Below are 16,480 nucleotides of genomic sequence, written 5' to 3' on the forward strand. Positions count from 1 at the left end.
GATGAGCCGGTCAGCGGATGGTGGCTGGGACGAGGCGGGGGATCGCGCGGACGTAGAGGACCATCCCGACGACTTCGACCAGGGTCTGGGTGACCACAACGACGGCGGCCACGGCCAGCTCGTCCGGCAGGGCGAGGGCGAGCGGCAGGACGACCAGGGAGTTGCGGGTGGCGCCGGTGAAGACGATCGCCCGGCTGTCAGGGGCATCCAGGCGGAAGAGACGGGCGACGGCGAGCCCGGCGAAGGCCATCACGGCGAGGAATACGGCGTAGACGGGCACGACCTCGGCGACGTCGCCGAGGCTGCCGCCGAGCTTGGGCACCTGGGAGGCGACGACCGTGAACAGGGTGGCGGCCATCAGCGGCACCATGGCCACGCTCGCGGCGTCGGAGGTCTTCTGCCCGGCCGGGTGGCGGGCGGCCCAGCCCTGGGTGAGCCAGGCCAGCGCGAGCGGGATCACGATCAGGAAGACGAACGCCTCCAGAAACGGACCGGCCTCCACGACGTCGCCCAGGTCCGGGCCCATGAACAGCCACAGCAGCGGCGGCAGGAGCAGCATCTGTGCGAGGAGCAGCAGCGGGGTCGCGGCAAGCAACCGCTGGCTGCTGCCGCCGGCCAGGCCGCTGAAGACGATCACGTAGTCCACGCACGGCGCGAGCAGCACCAGCAGCACCCCGATCCGCACCGCCTGGTCGTCCGGCAGGAACGCGAACAGGCCCGCGACGACGGCGGGGACCACCACGAAGTTCACCACCAGGGCGGCGGCCAAGAACCGGCCCGCGCGCAGCGAGCGCAGCAGCTCGGCGGCCGGGACCTGGAGGAAGGTGACGTACAGCAGGGCGGCGAGGACGGGGTTGATGGCGTGTTTCAGGCTCGGCCCGGCCGACAGGGCGGCCAGGCCGACCACGGCCCCCGCAGCCATCGCGGCCAGGTAGACGGCGACCTGGTGCCGCTCCATCGCCGCCACCAGGCCCTCGTCCTGCTGTTGTGTCACTACTGCCTTCTCCACACGATCCCTCTTCCGTCCCACCGGCCCGGCCGACTCGGGCGCATCGACCCTATGTGTCCGACGACGACCGGACCGTCGCGAGGACGGACGCCTTGGCACAACCGCAGCCTGGACCGCTGGCGCTGGTGGTGCAGGAACAGGACCGGCGGCGCTGGCCGGCCCACCAGGTGCCGGCCGCGAGGGCCGCCAGGGCCATGGCCAGGGCGGGCAGCCAGTCCACTACCGCGGCGGCCCCGGCGCCGAGGACACCCGCGGCGATCAGCGCGGGCAGCGCGCAGCAGGCGACGCAGGCCAGCCCCGCCAAGGACGCAAGAGCCTTCGAGGCCCGGCGGGGGCGGGGGTCAGCAGCAGGGGCCGGCATGGCGGTTCTCCTCGGCGAGGTCGGTGAAGGGGATCGGGCAGCAGGGGCTGGCGGCGCAAACGGTCAGGTCGTCGCAGCCGGCCTCCACCGCAGCGACCAGCGCGGCGCGGATGGTGGTGAGGTCGGCGATCTTCGCGTCGACCTCGGCGAGCTTGGCGGCCGCGCGCTCCTGCAGACCGGGCACGGGGCGGCCGTGGCGGTGCCGGCCGGCCTCCAGCAGCTCGGCGACCTCGTCCAGGGTGAAGCCCAGCCGCTGGGCGGCCTTGATCACCCGCAGCACGGTCACGGCCTCCTCGCCGTACAGGCGGTGCCCGCCCGCGCTGCGGTCCGGTTCCGCAAGGAGCCCGCGCCGCTCGTAGTAGCGCAGGGTCTGGATGTTCACCCCGGCAGCCTCGGCAACCTGCCCGCTGCGCAGCCCCGCGCTCACCGCGCACCCCCACCACGTGCCGAGTCCGCCCGCGCCGCCAGGGCCTCAAGGACCGGCTCGTGGGCCGGGTCCACCGCCACCTCCAGCGTCACGGCGCCAGGCTCGGCGGTGACGGTGAAGGCGAAGAACGAGCAGCAGCCGCTCTCCCGCTCGGCGAGGTCCCGCACGCGGTCCTTCACGCCGGGCCCGTGGGCCAGCTCCAGCCGTACCAGCCGCGGATCCATGCGCGTGACCTGCCGCAGCCGTTCGGCGAACAGTGTGTCCCACTCCTCCACCCGCAGCGGGCGTTCGGCGGTGGGCAGCGTGCACGACTGCGGCACCCAGTCCAGTCCGGTCATGACCCTCGCTCCCGTCGTCACGCCCCGGCGGTCCCGGGGACGTCTTCGACGGTAAACCTGTACCTGGGTACCGGATGCAAGTCCCGGTCCTCGTGGCCGCCGTCAGGAGGCGAGCAGAGGGCCGAACGTCTGCCGGGCGATCTCCTCGGCCTGGGTCTGGCTCACCACGCGGCCGGGCACCTCCGGGTGCGCCCGCATCCAGGTGCGCGCGGTCTTGTCGCCGGTGAAGAAGTTCAGCGCGTCGCAGCAGGCGGTGGCCGCCGGGCCTTCCCCGGGCCGCTGGCCGACGAACACCACCATGCCCGCGGGCTCCCAATGCAGGACTCCGGCCGTCGCCGTGACGGTGACAGGCTCTTTGGTCACCGGGTCGGTGGAGGAGATCACCGCGTCCGCCTCGAGCATCGGGGGGATGCCGAGCGCGTCGATCGCGCACATCGACCACACCTGCGCACCGCCCCTGATGCGGACCCGGTGACGGGTGGGGACGGCGGAGAACGGGTACGCCGCACGGATCCGCCCGGTGCCGTCCAGGGTGAGGAAGTCCTCGTCCGCCAGCTCGGCCAGCACCTCGCCGGCACTCCGGCCGGCCGCCGAAGCCACCGCCTCGACGGCTGCCGGCGCGGGCGCGGTGCCGGTGGCCACGAAGGTGCGCAGCACCAGCTGGTGCACCACCCGCAGGCCCCGCTCATCGGGTGCGCGCCGTCCCCGGCCAGCCCTGCCGACCACATCCAGGGCCTGCGGAGCACAGCAGTCCGACCCCGCGCAGTCCTGTCCGCTGCGGGTCGCCCCGGCCAGGGCCTGACGCAAGGCGGCCTCGCTCGGCGCCCCGGAGACGGTGCCGTCCGCGTCCCGGTACAGGCGGCAGGACAGGCTCGGCACCACGCCGGGCGGCGCGAACGGGTCGGTGCCGTCGATCAGGACCGTCGGTGAACCGTACATGCCCCGCCGGGCGGCCTCCGCCTCGTCCGTCACCTCGATCACCTCGACCCGCGCCGGCCGGCCGTCCAGGGCGGCGGTGACCCGTTCCAGGGCGATCCCGGCGTTCGGGCAGTCCGCCACCGTCAGCACCGTGATCCGCATGTCTCGCATTCCTCCCGGACCTTCGCCTCGCATACACGGCGACCGTAGACCTTCCAGTGCGCTGGAAGGTCAAGGGCTAGCCTGGGAGGTATGCGCATCGGCGACCTCGCCGCCCGCAGCGGGCTGACGACCAAGACCATCCGCTTCTACGAGGACAGCGGCCTGCTGCCACCACCGCCCCGCACCCCCGGCGGCTACCGCGACTACCCCGACCACACCGTCACCCGTCTGGCGTTCATCCGCGACGCCCAGCGTGCCGGCCTCACCCTCGCTGAAATCCGCTCGGTCCTGGCCCTGCGCGACGACGGCTACGCCCCCTGCACTCACGTCACGGCGCTGATCGACGAGCACCTGGCAGACATCGACCGGCGCATGGCCGAACTCACCGCCACCCGTGAGGCCGTGCAGGCCCTCGCCGGCCGCGCCGCCACCACCGACCCGGCCGCCTGCAGAGCGGATGACATCTGCACCATCCTCACCCCTGCGTGGTCTCGGACAGAGGGGGCGGCAGAGTGAGCTGGCGCCGGTGGAAGTCGAAGTGCCGGGCCGGATAGCGGTAGAGGTCGGCGACGATCATGACGTCCCGGAAGAACGGGTCCCACCGGCACGGGTAGTGCATCCGCCGCGCCAGGTGGGCCGGCGACTCCGCCTCGACCCGCCGGTGCAGGTCGGCGATGACGCGGTCGAACAGCCCCCGCCATGCGGCGGCGCCCGAGCAGCCGCGCCCCGCCGACCGGGCCCACATAATTGACCAGGTCGAACGGGCCGGTCGCGGCATCCAGCAGCCGTGCAAAAAGGCGGCTCGCGCTCAGCGGCAGCCGCCCGAACACAGCGAAGACGAGCAGCAGGGGGCGGACGAGGAGATAGCCGAACAGCATGTGAAACAGTAGCTGTTCGTCGGTCCACCGCGTTCCCTCGCTGGCCCGTAACAGATCCGCGTGGGTGGCCGACTCGAGCAGTTGACGGAACTCGATGCGCACCCGCTCCAGCTCGTCGTGGACCGCGCGCCGGTCGAACGCCATGTTCCTTGCTGTCTCCACGTGTCCTCCCCGGCATGACCAGACGGGCAGCGCGACATCCCCTTCAAGGCCCGGCACGTCAGAGTAGCCGGGCGGGGTGTCAGATCAGCAGGTCGCGGATCTGGCGGGCCGCCTCACGTGCCGGGCGGCCGACGCCGATCAGGGTGGCGGAGGCCGGGCCGGTCCAGTCGCCGTAGCCGAGCAGGTGCAGCCGCGGTTCACCGACCGCGCGGGTGCCGTCGGTGGCGATGTGCCCGCGCTCGTCGCGCAGGTTCAGCGGGGCGAGGTGCGCCAGGGCGGGCCGGAAGCCGGTGCACCAGACGATCGCGTCCGCGTCCGACCGGCTGCCGTCGGCCCACCGGATGCCGGTGGCGGTGAGCCGGGGGAACATCGGCCTCGCGGTCAGGAGTCCGGCGTCGCGGGCGGCGCGGACCGGCGGGACGGCGACGATGTCGCCGAGGGAGGCGACCCCGCCGGTGTCGCCGCGGCCCTCGTCCAGGGCGCGGCGGCGGGCGGTGGCGACGTCGAACAGGATGCGGCCGTCGATGTCGTCGGGCAGGAAGCGGGGCGGGCGCCGGGTCGCCCACGTCACCTCGACGTGGCCGTCCAGGGCGAGGTCGGCGGCGATCTGGGCGCCGGAGTTGCCGCCGCCGACCACGACGACGCGCTGTCCGGCGAAGTCGGCCGGGCGGCGGTAGTTGACCGTGTGCAGCTGCCGCCCGGCGAAGAGGTGGCGGCCGGGGACGGCGGGAAGGAAGGGCCGCGACCAGCTGCCGGTCGCGCTGACCACTGCCCGGGCCCGCCAGGTGCCGGTGTCGGCCTCGACCAGGAGCCGGTCGCCGTCACGGCGCACAGCGCCCACGCGGGTGCCGTGCTGGACGGGCAGGTCGTAGCGCTTCTCGTAGTCGACGAGGTAGTCCACCACGTGCCCGGCATCCGGGTAGGTCTCGCCGGGCTGGGTGGGCATGAGCCGGCCGGGCAGCGAGGAGTGGTCGGCCGGGGAGAACAGGTGCAGCGAGTCCCACATGTGCTGCCAGGCACCGCCCGGCGCCGGATCGGCGCCGAGGACAGTGAAGTCGAGGCCCTGGCGGCGCAGGTGGTAGCCGGCGGCGAGCCCTGCCTGGCCGCCGCCGACTACCACCACATCCGTGCTCTGCGTCATGAACCCGGCTGCGCGGTGGTGAACTTCTTGCGCCAGGCCAGGGACACGTAGATCAGGCCGACCAGGATCGGCACCTCGATCAGCGGGCCGACCACGCCGGACAGGGCCTGGCCAGAGGTGACGCCGAAGGTGGCGATGGCGACCGCGATGGCGAGCTCGAAGTTGTTGCCGGCGGCGGTGAACGCGAGCGTGGTGGTGCGCTCGTAGGTCAGGCCGATCGCCTTGCCCAGGGCGAAGGTGCCGAACCACATCGCGGCAAAGTAGACCAGCAGCGGCAGCGCGATGCGGGCGACGTCCAGCGGCTGGGAGGTGATGGTCTTGCCCTGCAGGGCGAAGAGGATGACGATTGTGAACAGCAGGCCGTACAGCCCCCAGGGGCCGATCTTCGGCAGGAAGCCGTCCTCGTACCGCTCACGGCCCATCTTCTTCTCGCCGATCCGGCGGGTGAGGAAGCCGGCCAGCAGCGGCACGCCCAGGAAGACGATGACATTGAGGGCGATCTCCCACATGGAGATGTCGAGGCGCTCGCCGTTGCCCAGGCCCAGCCAGCCGGGCAGCAGGTCGAGGTAGAACCAGCCGAGCAGGCCGAACGCCAGGACCTGGAAGACCGAGTTCAGCGCCACGAGCACGGCGGCGGCCTCGCGGTCGCCGCAGGCCAGGTCGTTCCAGATGATGACCATGGCGATGCAGCGGGCCAGCCCGACGATGATCAGGCCGGTGCGGTACTCGGGCAGGTCCGGCAGGAAGATCCAGGCCAGGGCGAACATCACCGCCGGGCCGACGAGCCAGTTGACGACCAGCGAGGAGACCATCAGCTTGCGGTCGCCGGTGACCGCGTCCAGCCTGTCGTAGCGGACCTTGGCGAGCACCGGGTACATCATGATCAGCAGGCCGATGGCGATCGGCAGGGAGATGCCGCCGATCTCCACCTTGGCCAGGGCGTCGTTCAGTCCGGGGATCATCCGCCCGAGCCCGAGGCCGACGGCCATAGCGAGCAGGATCCATACGGCCAGGAAGCGGTCGAGGGTCGACATCTTCGCGGCGATCGACGTCTCCACGCCGGTGGTCGCGGATGCTTCGGTGCGGGTCACGGACAGGCCCTCTTGTTCTCGGCGGCGGTACGGGCGGACTCGGCCAGGTCGGCGAACCGGCCGGCAAGCTGGGCGAGGACGTCGGGGCGCACCTTGTAGTACGTGTACCGGCCGCACGGCTCGGTCTCCACCACCCCGGCCTCGCGCAGCACCCTCAGGTGGTTGGACAGGTTGGTCTGCCGGGCGCCGGTCTCCTCCACCAGGTGGGTGGTGCAGAGCGTCTCTTGGGCCAGCAGGGTCACGATTCGGAGCCTGAGCGGGTCGGCCAGCACCCGAATCAGGTCAGTGTCGACTGACGTCATCATGGGCTGATACTCTCACATCAGTGGTGGCTGACACCATCGGGTGCTGACCTCACGTGCACCTGATCCCATGCGACAAGAGAGACCTCTGATGTCCGACAAGCCCTCCGTGCTCTTCGTCTGTGTCCACAACGCGGGCCGCTCCCAGATGGCCGCCGCGTGGCTGAGCCACCTGGCCGGGGACCGCGTCGAGGTCCGCTCCGCCGGTTCCGCGCCCGCCGACCAGGTCAACCCGGCCGCCGTCGAGGCCATGCGCGAGGTCGGCATCGACATCTCCGCCGAGACCCCGAAGGTCCTGACCATCGACGCGGTCAAGGAGTCGGACGTCTGCATCACCATGGGCTGCGGCGACACCTGCCCGGTCTTCCCCGGCAAGCGCTACCTGGACTGGACGTTGGACGACCCGGCCGGCCAAGGCGTCGAGGCCGTCCGCCCGATCCGTGACGAGATCAAGAAGCTGGTCGAGGGCCTGGTCGAGGAGATCGCGCCGGGGAAGACGGCATGAACAACGCTGAAGTGCGCGACGTCATCGTCATCGGCTCCGGCCCCGCCGGATACACCGCCGCCCTCTACACCGCCCGCGCGAGCCTCGAGCCGCTCGTCTTCGGCGGCGCCGTCTCTGTCGGCGGCTCCCTCACCACGACCACCGAGGTCGAGAACTTTCCCGGCTTCCCTGAGGGCATCGACGGCCCCGATCTCATGCAGAACATGCGGGCGCAGGCCGAAAGGTTCGGTGCCGAGATCGTCGAGGACGACATCGTCGCCGTCGGCCTGACCGGCGACCTCAAGACCGTCACCGACACCGTCGGGACCGTGCACCGGGCGCGCACGGTGATCGTCGCGACCGGTTCCGGGTACCGCAAGCTCGGCCTGCCGAACGAGGAAACGCTGTCCGGGCGGGGTGTGTCCTGGTGCGCCACCTGCGATGGCTTCTTTTTCCGCGACCGCGACATCGTGGTCGTCGGCGGCGGCGACACCGCGATGGAAGAAGCCACCTTCCTCACCCGCTTCGCCAGGTCCGTGACGATCGTGCACCGCCGGTCCACCTTGCGCGCCTCTCAGGTGATGCAGAACCGCGCCTTCTCCGACGACAAGATCTCCTTCCTGTTCGACAGCGAGGTCGCCGAACTCCACGAGGAGAACGGCATGCTGTCTGGCCTGAGCGTGCGCGACACCGTCACCGGCCGGACCCGCGAGGTGGCCGCGACCGGCCTGTTCGTCGCGATCGGCCACGACCCTCGGACCGAGCTGTTCAAGGGCCAACTGGAACTGGACGACGAGGGCTACCTCAAGGTCGAGGCCCCCTCGACGCGGACGAACATCCCCGGCGTCTTCGGCGCGGGTGACGTCGTCGACCACACATACCGCCAGGCCGTCACCGCTGCCGGCTCCGGCTGCGCGGCCGCGCTGGACGCCGAGCGGTACCTGGCGGCCCTCGCCGACGTGCCCGCACCGGTCGAGGCCGTGGCCGTCGCCGTCTGAGGCATCCGCCCCACGCGCAGGAGGAAAGACATGGCTCTCAAGAACGTCACCGACGACTCCTTCGACCAGGACGTCCTGAAGAGCGACAAGCCCGTGCTCGTCGACTTCTGGGCTGCCTGGTGCGGTCCCTGCCGGCAGCTCGCCCCCTCCCTGGAGGCGATCGCCGCCGAGCACGGCGACAAGATCGAGATCGTCAAGCTGAACATCGACGAGAATCCGGGCACCGCCGCGAGGTACGGCGTGATGTCCATCCCCACGATGAACGTCTACGTCGGCGGCGAGGTCGCCCGGACCATCGTCGGCGCCAAGCCGAAAGCCGCGCTGGAGCGCGACCTGGCCGACTATCTCGGCTGAGCTGTCAACCGCGCATGACGAGGGACCGGCCCCCGCAGGGGCCGGTCCCTCGTCATGGGCTTGGTGCGGGTGCGGGGTTACACCCGGTCGAGGGCGTCCGCCGCAGGGCGCCGACCGCCGAGTACAGGATCGCGCGCACCTGTTCAGGCCGCCGTAGTTCACCGAGTCAGGGGCTGCGGCGCCCGAAGAAGCCGTCCATACGGAAGCCTCCGCACCCCGGGCACACGGTAGGAATGTGAGCCCTTGTGCACCATGCAGGACCAGTCGGAGCCGTCACGTTCGAGTGCTGGGCCGCTGGTCTGACTTTTCAGACCCCGGAGTGAACCCCAGGCGGATCTGCCTCCTGGTCAGGCGTCCTCCCACTACGAAGATCACGACTCGTCTCGTCGGATCTTCCGGAAGGACCCCGCTGTGCGCGCCCTCATCTCCATCGCAGCCGCTGCCGCTGCCGTAGCCGCTCCCATCACACCTGCCTACGCCGACGGCCCGCTCGGCAAGAAGGGCGACACCCTGACCCTGCCGCTGGCCGACGCCATCACCGCGCTGCCCGTCGCAGCGGAAAGCCGCGCCGGCTACCAGCGCAGCGCATTCAAGCACTGGGTCGACGCCGACCGGGACGGCTGCAACACCCGCAACGAGGTACTGAAGGTCGAAGCGGTCATCGCTCCGGAGCAGGCCGCGGGCTGCAAGCTGTCCGGCGGCCAGTGGTACAGCGCCTACAGCAACACCTACGTCAACTCCCCCGGCGCCCTTGACCTCGACCACCTGGTCCCGCTGGCGGAGAGCTGGGACTCCGGCGCCTCCACCTGGACAACTGCCGAGCGTGAGGCCTACGCCAACGACCTCGGAGACGACCGCTCCCTGATCGCGGTCACCGCGGCCACCAACCGCTCCAAGGCCGACAAGGACCCGGCTGAGTGGCTGCCCCCGTACCAGCCGTACCACTGCCAGTACCTCACCGACTGGATCGCCACCAAACTGCGCTGGCAGCTCACCGCCGACGAGACCGAACGCGACACCCTGACCCGGGCCACCACGAACTGCCCGAACCAGCCCGTCACGATCACCCTCGCCCGGTAGCCCTTCCCGCCCGGCGCACCGTCAGGGCCCGCCCGTCCCGGCGGGTTCCGTCACAGGCTGACGCAGGTCGAGGTAGCAGCGCAGTCGCACACCCGCCTGGCCGGCATCCCTGGTAGTGCGCTCCACCGACGTCGTCGCCCACCGCGCGGACAGGGCCGCGTGAAACGCGAACGCGGTCTCGTCGTCGGCTGCGGCGACATCGACCACAACCAGACCCGGCTCGGACACATGCACATCGTTGATCGCTTCCATGACCGGCACGACGCACCCAGCCCGGACCAAGTTCTCTCCCGAGGTCGAATTCACCCGAGCGAGACCCCGGAAAGCGGAAAGGTGCACGCGGCGCGGCCGGAACAGCTGCCGTGTTAGCTCAGGCGGCAGCCGAGGAGGGCAAGCCCGGCGGCCGCGGTGCCGTGCTGGTAGGCGCGCAGTCCGTGAGCACCGGGAGTGCGGGCTGGCGGGCGTTGCGGTGCCAGTGGCCAGTGAGCGCGGCGAGGAACGCGGTGGTAGTGGCGGGGCGGCTGGCGTCGGCGGGCTGGTCGCGGAGCAGGCGGGCGACGTCTGCGGGCAGGTGTCCGGCGAGGATGCTCTGCGGGGCTAGGAAGGCGGCGCCGATGCAGGCCGGGCCGGAGGTGACGTGTGCCCAGTCCACGAAGATCACGCCAAGGTAGTGGTCGAACCATGCTGTCGGCCCGCAGGTCGCCATGGACAATGCGATCAGCCGCCAGCTCGTTCCTTCTCGATCGCATTCATCCTGCGGACCATGTCGATCTGCGCGCGGACATCGTCAATCAGGGCAACCGGACCGCCGTCGGGACGAAAGTGGTCTGGCGGCCTTTCTCCACTGCCACCCACAGAACACCCGGGCCCAGGGGCAGCTCCACAGCATGATCGAGGGCCTGCTGGCCGACGGTGCACGCTACGGCAGCGTCCGCGACGACGTCCCGCCTGGCGAACTCGCGAGCTTCTGTCTGCACGCCCTCACCGCGGCCGGCGGCCTGTCGTCCCAGGCTGCGGCACTCCGCCTCGTCACGGTCGCCCTGGCCGGACTTCGTCCCCGCGCCGCCTCGGAACACGAGCCGCGCGGGGAGGCCTCCGATCATCCGCCGCACCGCTCCGGGCACCGGCGGGCCCCGGCCTCGCCACCATGACTGAAATTCCAAGATCCGCTGCCGGGTGCGGCATTGGCGTCCTCTTCGCCGCCGGGGCCTTTACTCCGCTGGGGGTTCTGCTCCTGAGCCCGGTCATCGCCTCCGTCCAGAGGAACTTCGACGGGCAGTCGCACAGGATGCTGTCGGGATTGTGCCAGGCTTCCTGGTGGGCGGGGAGTCACCACCAAGAGGAACGCGGTGCACGCTTGGTGCGTCGAGAAGGCAGGAGACGGGCTCGAGGAGGTCGTGGGGGCATCGAGCAGACGTAAGAGGCTCAGTCGCGTGCACGTTCCTCACCTCGACCACGGTCCTTCCCGCCGATCGGATAGGAGCGGCTGCGGTCGTACTGGCACACCCGGTGGGGTTCAGATGCCGATGGTGTAGTCGGCCGTCCAGGACTGCATATAGCTGATGAAGTAGCCCCAGATGCCGGTGACCATCAACACACCGGTGGCGACCATCATGCCGCCACCAGCCCACATGACCCACCGGTAGTGGGCCTTGACCCAGGCAAAGACGCCCATCGCCTTGCGGAAAGCCAGCCCCGCCACCAGAAACGGCACGCCCAGCCCCAGACAGTACGCCACTGTCAAAAGTGCCCCTCGCTCGGCGCTCGCCTCGCTGAACGCCAAGGCTTGCACGGCGGCCAGGGTCGGGCCGATGCACGGGGTCCAGCCGATCCCGAACAGCACTCCCAGCATCGGCGCGCCCACCAGCCCGGCAGCCGGCCTGGTGTGAATGCGGAACTCCCGCCGGGTCAGCCACGGTATGACGCCCATGAAGGCCAGGCCCATCAGGATGGTCACCGCACCCAGCACCCGGATGAGAATGTCCTGGTGTTCCAGCAGGGCATTCCCGGCGTAGCCGAAGGCGGCGCCGAAGGAGACGAACACGGCGGTGAACCCGGCCAGGAACAGCAGCGTGCCGACCAGGATGCGGCCGCGCCGGGTCTCGGCGAGGTCTGCCCCGGTCATGCCGGTGACGTAGGACAGGTAGCCGGGCACCAGCGGCAGCACGCAGGGGGAGAAGAAGGACACCAGCCCGGCCAGCGCGGCGATCGGGATGGCCAGCAGCACCGAACCGCTCAGTACGGTGCCGTTGAGATCGAGAGCCAGCAGCATGCCTCAGCCTTCCTTGAGGACCGGGTCGTCCGATGAACCTCGCACGTTGGTTCCCAGGGGCTTGCCGCAGTGTTCGGGGTGACTGATCGGCTTGCCGGTCGGCGTCTCGCGCCGACGTTCCAGCACCACCGTGCGGTCTTCCACCGCCGGCTGCGTCAGGCGCTGGCTGTTGCGGGATGCGGCCGTCGGGGCGGCAACGGCGGTGCACCGTGGTATGCCGGAACAGCCGGAAACGAGTGGGAAATGCGGCACAGCAGGCACCTCTGCAGATTCGGTGGGAGAGAAGACAGGAAGCGGACGGTCGCTAAGGCCCGGCGCGGCAGTCGCCACCCTGTGGCGGAGGGCTGCCACCGAGGTGGCGTGACGCAGCCGGGCCGGGCCGGGGCAGGCCGGTGGGCGGGTGCGCAGATACCGTCCGGGGCGTCGCTACCTTCGGTAGCCGAGGACGGTCATCATGCCTGCCTCGGCGTGGTAGACGTTGTGGCAGTGGACCATCCACAGGCCGGGGTTGTCCGCGTCGAAGTCGACGGTGAGAGTCTCGTCCGGCAGGACGATGGCGGTGTCCTTGCGGGGGCCGCCGCCTGCGAGGGCGAATGTGTGGCCGTGCAGGTGGACGGGGTGCCACATCGTCGTGGTGTTGGTGAAGACCAGGCGGACCCGCTCGCCGGCGCGGACCGGGTGGCGGTGTGAGGGGTCATACTTCTTGCCGTTGAAGCCCCAGTCGTACTTCGCCATGCCACCCGTCAGGCTCAGCTTCACCGTCCGGTCCGGCTTGCGCTCGGACAGGCGCACGCTTTTGTCGGCCGTGAGCCGGTCGGCCGTGAGCACCTTGCCGAACAGTTCGGCCGGGCGGACGGAGGGCTCCGGTGCGGAGCCGCCGCCGGTGCGCAGCAGGGCCATCGCCGTCTTCTTCTTGCCCTCGGCGAGGGCGACCAGCGGGAAGACGCCGTCCTGGGCGGTGACCAGGACGTCGTAGCGTTCGCCCATGCCGAGCAGCAGTGCGTCTGTCGTCGCGTGCTCGATGGGGAAGCCGTCGGTGTGCGTCACGGTCATCTCGTGGCCGCCGAGCGCGACCCGGAACGCCGTGTCGCCGCCCGCGTTGATGATCCGGATCCGGATGCGGTCACCGGGCTTGGCGCGGAAGCTCTCCGGGGCCTCGGCAGTACGGCCGTTGACCAGGTAGTACGGGTATGCGACATCGCCCGCGTCCTCTCCCAGCAGATCGCTGTGCGAGCCCATCAGCATCCGAGATGGGCCGGAGGCTCCGGGGGACGGCGACTTCTCGCCGGATGCTGACATACCGCTCGTGCCATGGCTGTCATGGCCGCCGTGGTCCATGTCGCCCATGCCCTGGCTGAGCTCGGCGAGCACGGCGTCCGGGGTGCTGCCGTCCACCCCGTCGACCCAGTCGTCCAGGACGACGACCCACTCCTTGTCGTACCGCAGCGGCTCTCTGGGGTCCTCCACGATCAGTGGCGCGTACAGCCCGCGGTCCTGCTGCACGCCGGAGTGCGGGTGGAACCAGTGGGTGCCCGGGTGCGGGACGGCGAAGCGGTACTCGAAGGAGGCCCCGGCCTTGATCGGCCGCTGCGTCAGGTCGGGGACGCCGTCCATGTCGTTGCGCAGCGCCAGCCCGTGCCAGTGCACGGAGGTCGGCTCGGGCAGGTGGTTGGCGAGGGTGAGGGCGAGGGTGTCCCCGGCGGTGACGCGGACCTCCCGCCCCGGCAGCCGGTCGCCGTAGGCCCAGGTGCCGACCGTGCGACCGCCCAGGTCGATCCGGGTGCGGGCCGCGGTGAGCTTCACCTTCCGTTCGGGGCCGGGGTTCCGCATGGCCTCGGCGTCGGCGACCTCCCGGTCGTCCGGCGAGACGTAGTCGCCCCCGGGCCCGGACGAGGGCTTGGTATCGCGGCCAGCCTGGTTGGAGGAGCCGGCGCAGGCGGTGAGCAGGCCGCTGCCGGCCATGGCGATTCCTGCGCCGAGCACAGCGCGGCGGGTGGTTGTACGCATGAGTGAGTGCACCTCGTGTCGATGTCGATACGTGAGGAGGAAACGGTGGCCGCCCCATATGGGGAGCGGCGGGGCGCGCTCCTACAGGCGCAATACCGACAACCGGGCGAGGAGTATCCGGCCTCCGGGGGGAGGTACCGGCCACAGGGCACGCAGGAGGCTCCGCCGGGCAGCGCCCAGACGGTCGACGGCCCGGCGCGAGAGGCATACGGCGGTCAACAGGGCGGCGGTCCACACAGCGAGCACGGCCAGGCACACCGACAGCGGGTCCAGCACCGTGCCGGGGGATGAGTCATCCGTTGTCGGCATGCCGACGGAGGTGTTCGGTGTGGCATGGGCGACGTGGTCGGCGGAGATGTCGGACACCGGCTCAGCGGAAGACGCGCTGCTGTGCGAGGAGGGCGGCTGGGTGGGGTGGCCGAAGGAGTGCATCGTGACGACGCCGAACAGTACGGCGAACAACAGGGCCAGACGGACGGCCCAGGCTACGCACCTTCGCCTCCCCGTCCTCACTGCGTGCCTCCCTGTCTGCGGACCTTGCCCGGAGGATACCCCGGCGGGGTAACCGAGTTGCGGGCTGGTCATGGTTGTGCCTGGTAGAAGCTCTGATCTGTCTTCTGGCCCGCGGGCGGTGCCTGCGGCCTCCCAGGCGGGCTCGCGTTCACGCATTTAACCGCGACGGCGGGACAGGAGGCTGATCACCAAGTTGCACTACCGCGGGAAGGGCCACGCATCACGCGTGTGGGGCGGCGCCAAGAAGGTCCACGGCCGCGCAGCGTTTTGTGGCCGGCTTCGGCGGCTAACAGCCGTCGCTCCGACTGTGGTTCTCGTTCTCGCTGTGCACCGACCAACCGCTGTCCTCGCCCTACGGGTGTGGCGACATGCTGCGGATCTATCCGGCTGACCTTGGCGGCGTCAACCGCGAGGTACTCGAACGCTGCATCACCGCATGCTTCGACTGTGCGCAGGCCTGCACGGCCTGCGCGGACGCCTGCCTGTCAGAAGCCATGATCGCCGAATTGCGCAAATGTATCCGCACCAACCTGGACTGTTCGGACCTCTGCGAGGTCACCGGCAGGATCCTCTCCCGGCACACCGGCTACGACGCCAACATCTCCCGTGCCCAGCTCCAGGCCTGCGCCATGGTCTGCAAGTCCTGTGCGGAGGAATGCGAGCGTCACGCTGACATGCACGAGCACTGCCGGATCTGCGCCGAGGCGTGCCGTCGCTGTGAGCAGGCGTGCAACGAACTTCTCGCCGTCCTGGGCTGATCTCTTGCTGGCCACGGATTCAGCAGTGGGGGGTGAGCTGCCGCGACGGAGGCGTTGCGGCAGCTCACCCCGTGGCCATGGCGGCGGTCCGAGCCGAAGCGTCGTCGAACTGAGCAGCCCGGCGAGGGCAGGGCATCGATCCCTGCAGTGGCCACGACGGGACGTCCTCCCGTGACGGGGATCCAGTGGCCATCTGCGCACCCTTGCACAGACCAGGACAACGAGCCGTCTAGGTTGGCTTCGGACGCGAGCCCGCCCCGACCCGGCCATTACCAGCCTGGCTCGGCCGGTCTCACACCGCACCAACGCGAGGATCTTGATGTCTGTCCGCTTCCGTTCCACGATCGCTGCGGCGACCCTGCTGGCGGCCGTCCTGACCGGCTGCTCCGCCGGCTCGGACACCCCCGAAGGCTCCTCCACCGAGCAGTCCCCCACGTCCGGCATCGAGATCAGCCACGTCCACGGGCTGGGCATCAACCCCGGCGACGAAAAGCTCTACATCGCCTCCCACCACGGCATCATCGCCGTGGACGGCAACGGATCGGCCAAGCGCATGGGGGACAGCGCCGACTACATGGGCTTCACCGTCACCGGGGCCGACACCTTCCTCGGCAGCGGCCACCCCGCCTCGGGCAGCGGCGACCACGCCAACCGCGGCCTGATCAAGAGCACCGACGCCGGGAAGACCTGGCAGACCCTCTCCCTCGCCGGCCAGGCCGACTTCCACGCCTTGGAGTGGGCGCACGGCACCATCTACGGCTACGACAGCACCAATGGACTGCTGCGCGTCAGCAAGGACGGCAAGAACTGGGAGGATGGCGCCGAACTGGCCGCCCTGGACATCGCCGTCAGCCCCGAGTCTCCCGGCACCGTTCTGGCCACCACCGAGAACGGCGTCGCGCAGAGCACTGACGGCGGCAAAACCTTCACAGACGGCGCCAGGCCGGTCATGGCTTTCCTGTCCTGGGCCGAGCAGGGCGAGCTGTACGGGGTAGACCTCGACGGCGCGCTGCACCGTAGCCCTGACGGCGGCAAGAGCTGGACCAAGACCGGCACCGTGCCGGGCGGGCAGCCCCAGGCTCTGACCGCGGTCGGCTCCGACCATGTTCTGGCAGCCACCGCCGGCGGCGTCTACGAGTCCGAGGATGGCGGCAAGACCTTCACCCGGCGCCTTGCGATGTCGGACAGCGGCCACTAACCCTGCGCCAGGCGGGTGCCCGTCACC

Annotated in this window: 23 protein-coding genes; 8 read left to right on the plus strand and 15 right to left on the minus strand. The window is 70.5% G+C overall.

Translation table 11 applies throughout. The features are described 5' to 3' along the window. Positions 1-10: 10 nt before the first annotated feature. The 5 genes from AB0F01_RS27560 to merB all read right to left on the minus strand — a co-directional run bounded on the left by AB0F01_RS27560 (position 11) and on the right by merB (position 3,215). The gene (locus AB0F01_RS27560) at positions 11-958 is read right to left on the minus strand and encodes a bile acid:sodium symporter (protein ID WP_192232604.1); all 948 of its coding nucleotides are present in this window, start codon (positions 956-958) and stop codon (positions 11-13) included. Between the two features lie 100 nt (positions 959-1,058). Then, positions 1,059-1,370 carry a hypothetical protein gene (locus AB0F01_RS27565; protein ID WP_225611377.1) on the minus strand — a complete coding sequence of 104 codons (312 nt, stop codon included), beginning with the start codon at positions 1,368-1,370 and terminating at the stop codon, positions 1,059-1,061. Then, a complete protein-coding gene (locus tag AB0F01_RS27570) occupies positions 1,351-1,797 on the minus strand; it encodes a MerR family transcriptional regulator (protein WP_362101150.1) in 447 nt (148 codons plus the stop codon). Before AB0F01_RS27570 ends, AB0F01_RS27565 begins: the two co-directional genes overlap by 20 nt. Continuing rightward, positions 1,794-2,135 (minus strand): hypothetical protein, encoded by a 342-nt coding sequence (locus tag AB0F01_RS27575; protein ID WP_192230469.1) that lies wholly within the window; start codon positions 2,133-2,135, stop codon positions 1,794-1,796. The genes AB0F01_RS27570 and AB0F01_RS27575 overlap by 4 nt, the downstream gene beginning before the upstream one ends. A gap of 102 nt (positions 2,136-2,237) precedes the next feature. After that, entirely contained in the window at positions 2,238-3,215 is a 978-nt protein-coding gene (gene merB, locus AB0F01_RS27580; RefSeq protein WP_192230468.1) for an organomercurial lyase, read from the minus strand. A gap of 90 nt (positions 3,216-3,305) precedes the next feature. Between merB and AB0F01_RS27585 the strand changes: the two genes are divergently transcribed. After that, complete coding sequence (locus tag AB0F01_RS27585; protein ID WP_192230467.1) at positions 3,306-3,731, plus strand: heavy metal-responsive transcriptional regulator; 426 nt, start codon at positions 3,306-3,308, stop codon at positions 3,729-3,731. Here AB0F01_RS27585 and AB0F01_RS27590 read toward each other — a convergent pair. The 4 genes from AB0F01_RS27590 to AB0F01_RS27605 all read right to left on the minus strand — a co-directional run bounded on the left by AB0F01_RS27590 (position 3,691) and on the right by AB0F01_RS27605 (position 6,792). Next, complete coding sequence (locus AB0F01_RS27590; protein WP_225610751.1) at positions 3,691-3,993, minus strand: hypothetical protein; 303 nt, start codon at positions 3,991-3,993, stop codon at positions 3,691-3,693. The two genes, AB0F01_RS27585 and AB0F01_RS27590, sit on opposite strands and share 41 nt — an antisense overlap. Positions 3,994-4,334: 341 nt before the next feature. Beyond that, positions 4,335-5,396, minus strand: coding sequence for an ArsO family NAD(P)H-dependent flavin-containing monooxygenase (locus tag AB0F01_RS27595; protein WP_192230466.1), 1,062 nt, complete (start codon positions 5,394-5,396; stop codon positions 4,335-4,337). Further along, a complete protein-coding gene (gene arsB / locus AB0F01_RS27600) occupies positions 5,393-6,487 on the minus strand; it encodes an ACR3 family arsenite efflux transporter (protein ID WP_192230465.1) in 1,095 nt (364 codons plus the stop codon). Before arsB ends, AB0F01_RS27595 begins: the two co-directional genes overlap by 4 nt. Further along, a complete protein-coding gene (locus tag AB0F01_RS27605; protein WP_192230464.1) occupies positions 6,484-6,792 on the minus strand; it encodes a metalloregulator ArsR/SmtB family transcription factor in 309 nt (102 codons plus the stop codon). Before AB0F01_RS27605 ends, arsB begins: the two co-directional genes overlap by 4 nt. An 88-nt stretch (positions 6,793-6,880) precedes the next feature. Between AB0F01_RS27605 and AB0F01_RS27610 the strand changes: the two genes are divergently transcribed. The 4 genes from AB0F01_RS27610 to AB0F01_RS27625 all read left to right on the plus strand — a co-directional run bounded on the left by AB0F01_RS27610 (position 6,881) and on the right by AB0F01_RS27625 (position 9,705). Then, positions 6,881-7,294, plus strand: a complete 414-nt coding sequence (locus tag AB0F01_RS27610; RefSeq protein WP_192230463.1) for an arsenate reductase ArsC — start codon at positions 6,881-6,883, stop codon at positions 7,292-7,294. Beyond that, positions 7,291-8,271: a thioredoxin-disulfide reductase gene (gene trxB, locus AB0F01_RS27615; protein ID WP_192230462.1), complete on the plus strand. Its 981-nt coding sequence runs from the start codon at positions 7,291-7,293 to the stop codon at positions 8,269-8,271. Before AB0F01_RS27610 ends, trxB begins: the two co-directional genes overlap by 4 nt. A 30-nt stretch (positions 8,272-8,301) precedes the next feature. Continuing rightward, positions 8,302-8,625: a thioredoxin gene (gene trxA / locus AB0F01_RS27620; RefSeq protein WP_192230461.1), complete on the plus strand. Its 324-nt coding sequence runs from the start codon at positions 8,302-8,304 to the stop codon at positions 8,623-8,625. Positions 8,626-9,087: 462 nt separating this feature from the next. Continuing rightward, complete coding sequence (locus AB0F01_RS27625; protein ID WP_318653143.1) at positions 9,088-9,705, plus strand: HNH endonuclease family protein; 618 nt, start codon at positions 9,088-9,090, stop codon at positions 9,703-9,705. Between the two features lie 21 nt (positions 9,706-9,726). Here AB0F01_RS27625 and AB0F01_RS27630 read toward each other — a convergent pair whose 3' ends face one another. Both AB0F01_RS27630 and AB0F01_RS27635 read right to left on the minus strand, forming a co-directional pair. After that, a complete protein-coding gene (locus AB0F01_RS27630; RefSeq protein WP_225610750.1) occupies positions 9,727-9,957 on the minus strand; it encodes a DUF6207 family protein in 231 nt (76 codons plus the stop codon). A 118-nt stretch (positions 9,958-10,075) separates the two neighbouring features. Beyond that, positions 10,076-10,411 carry a hypothetical protein gene (locus AB0F01_RS27635; protein WP_192230458.1) on the minus strand — a complete coding sequence of 112 codons (336 nt, stop codon included), beginning with the start codon at positions 10,409-10,411 and terminating at the stop codon, positions 10,076-10,078. Between AB0F01_RS27635 and AB0F01_RS27640 the strand changes: the two genes are divergently transcribed. Continuing rightward, complete coding sequence (locus tag AB0F01_RS27640; RefSeq protein WP_362101159.1) at positions 10,410-10,856, plus strand: hypothetical protein; 447 nt, start codon at positions 10,410-10,412, stop codon at positions 10,854-10,856. The two genes, AB0F01_RS27635 and AB0F01_RS27640, sit on opposite strands and share 2 nt — an antisense overlap. Positions 10,857-11,221: 365 nt before the next feature. Here the strand turns inward: AB0F01_RS27640 and AB0F01_RS27645 are convergent, their stop codons facing one another. The 4 genes from AB0F01_RS27645 to AB0F01_RS27660 form a co-directional block, all read right to left on the minus strand. Further along, positions 11,222-11,977 (minus strand): cytochrome c biogenesis protein CcdA, encoded by a 756-nt coding sequence (locus AB0F01_RS27645; RefSeq protein ID WP_192230456.1) that lies wholly within the window; start codon positions 11,975-11,977, stop codon positions 11,222-11,224. 3 nt (positions 11,978-11,980) lie between these two features. Beyond that, the gene (locus AB0F01_RS27650) at positions 11,981-12,121 is read right to left on the minus strand and encodes a hypothetical protein (protein ID WP_205076654.1); all 141 of its coding nucleotides are present in this window, start codon (positions 12,119-12,121) and stop codon (positions 11,981-11,983) included. Between the two features lie 282 nt (positions 12,122-12,403). Further along, entirely contained in the window at positions 12,404-13,984 is a 1,581-nt protein-coding gene (locus AB0F01_RS27655) for a multicopper oxidase family protein (protein WP_192230454.1), read from the minus strand. Between the two features lie 81 nt (positions 13,985-14,065). Next, positions 14,066-14,446: a DUF6153 family protein gene (locus AB0F01_RS27660; protein WP_239473550.1), complete on the minus strand. Its 381-nt coding sequence runs from the start codon at positions 14,444-14,446 to the stop codon at positions 14,066-14,068. A gap of 419 nt (positions 14,447-14,865) precedes the next feature. Here AB0F01_RS27660 and AB0F01_RS27665 point away from each other — a divergent pair, with 419 nt between their 5' ends. Together AB0F01_RS27665 and AB0F01_RS27670 are read left to right on the plus strand one after the other, a co-directional pair. Next, positions 14,866-15,255 (plus strand): four-helix bundle copper-binding protein, encoded by a 390-nt coding sequence (locus AB0F01_RS27665; protein ID WP_192230453.1) that lies wholly within the window; start codon positions 14,866-14,868, stop codon positions 15,253-15,255. A 319-nt stretch (positions 15,256-15,574) separates the two neighbouring features. Beyond that, complete coding sequence (locus AB0F01_RS27670) at positions 15,575-16,453, plus strand: F510_1955 family glycosylhydrolase (RefSeq protein ID WP_192230452.1); 879 nt, start codon at positions 15,575-15,577, stop codon at positions 16,451-16,453. The last annotated feature ends 27 nt before the right edge of the window (positions 16,454-16,480 follow it).

The sequence above is a fragment of the Streptomyces sp. NPDC029526 genome (assembly GCF_040637405.1).
Lineage (GTDB): Bacteria > Actinomycetota > Actinomycetes > Streptomycetales > Streptomycetaceae > Streptomyces.

What these genes read in the sequence shown, in the direction of transcription:
- AB0F01_RS27560 (WP_192232604.1), bottom strand. Translation starts at nt 958, where the DNA reads ATGGAGCGGCACCAGGTCGCCGTCTACCTGGCCGCGATGGCTGCGGGG.
- AB0F01_RS27565 (WP_225611377.1), bottom strand. Translation starts at nt 1,370, where the DNA reads ATGCCGGCCCCTGCTGCTGACCCCCGCCCCCGCCGGGCCTCGAAGGCT.
- AB0F01_RS27575 (WP_192230469.1), bottom strand. Translation starts at nt 2,135, where the DNA reads ATGACCGGACTGGACTGGGTGCCGCAGTCGTGCACGCTGCCCACCGCC.
- merB (WP_192230468.1), bottom strand. Translation starts at nt 3,215, where the DNA reads ATGCGGATCACGGTGCTGACGGTGGCGGACTGCCCGAACGCCGGGATC.
- AB0F01_RS27585 (WP_192230467.1), top strand. Translation starts at nt 3,306, where the DNA reads ATGCGCATCGGCGACCTCGCCGCCCGCAGCGGGCTGACGACCAAGACC.
- AB0F01_RS27590 (WP_225610751.1), bottom strand. Translation starts at nt 3,993, where the DNA reads ATGCCGCGACCGGCCCGTTCGACCTGGTCAATTATGTGGGCCCGGTCG.
- AB0F01_RS27595 (WP_192230466.1), bottom strand. Translation starts at nt 5,396, where the DNA reads ATGACGCAGAGCACGGATGTGGTGGTAGTCGGCGGCGGCCAGGCAGGG.
- AB0F01_RS27605 (WP_192230464.1), bottom strand. Translation starts at nt 6,792, where the DNA reads ATGATGACGTCAGTCGACACTGACCTGATTCGGGTGCTGGCCGACCCG.
- AB0F01_RS27610 (WP_192230463.1), top strand. Translation starts at nt 6,881, where the DNA reads ATGTCCGACAAGCCCTCCGTGCTCTTCGTCTGTGTCCACAACGCGGGC.
- trxB (WP_192230462.1), top strand. Translation starts at nt 7,291, where the DNA reads ATGAACAACGCTGAAGTGCGCGACGTCATCGTCATCGGCTCCGGCCCC.
- trxA (WP_192230461.1), top strand. Translation starts at nt 8,302, where the DNA reads ATGGCTCTCAAGAACGTCACCGACGACTCCTTCGACCAGGACGTCCTG.
- AB0F01_RS27630 (WP_225610750.1), bottom strand. Translation starts at nt 9,957, where the DNA reads ATGGAAGCGATCAACGATGTGCATGTGTCCGAGCCGGGTCTGGTTGTG.
- AB0F01_RS27640 (WP_362101159.1), top strand. Translation starts at nt 10,410, where the DNA reads ATGGACAATGCGATCAGCCGCCAGCTCGTTCCTTCTCGATCGCATTCA.
- AB0F01_RS27635 (WP_192230458.1), bottom strand. Translation starts at nt 10,411, where the DNA reads ATGGCGACCTGCGGGCCGACAGCATGGTTCGACCACTACCTTGGCGTG.
- AB0F01_RS27645 (WP_192230456.1), bottom strand. Translation starts at nt 11,977, where the DNA reads ATGCTGCTGGCTCTCGATCTCAACGGCACCGTACTGAGCGGTTCGGTG.
- AB0F01_RS27655 (WP_192230454.1), bottom strand. Translation starts at nt 13,984, where the DNA reads ATGCGTACAACCACCCGCCGCGCTGTGCTCGGCGCAGGAATCGCCATG.
- AB0F01_RS27665 (WP_192230453.1), top strand. Translation starts at nt 14,866, where the DNA reads ATGCTGCGGATCTATCCGGCTGACCTTGGCGGCGTCAACCGCGAGGTA.
- AB0F01_RS27670 (WP_192230452.1), top strand. Translation starts at nt 15,575, where the DNA reads ATGTCTGTCCGCTTCCGTTCCACGATCGCTGCGGCGACCCTGCTGGCG.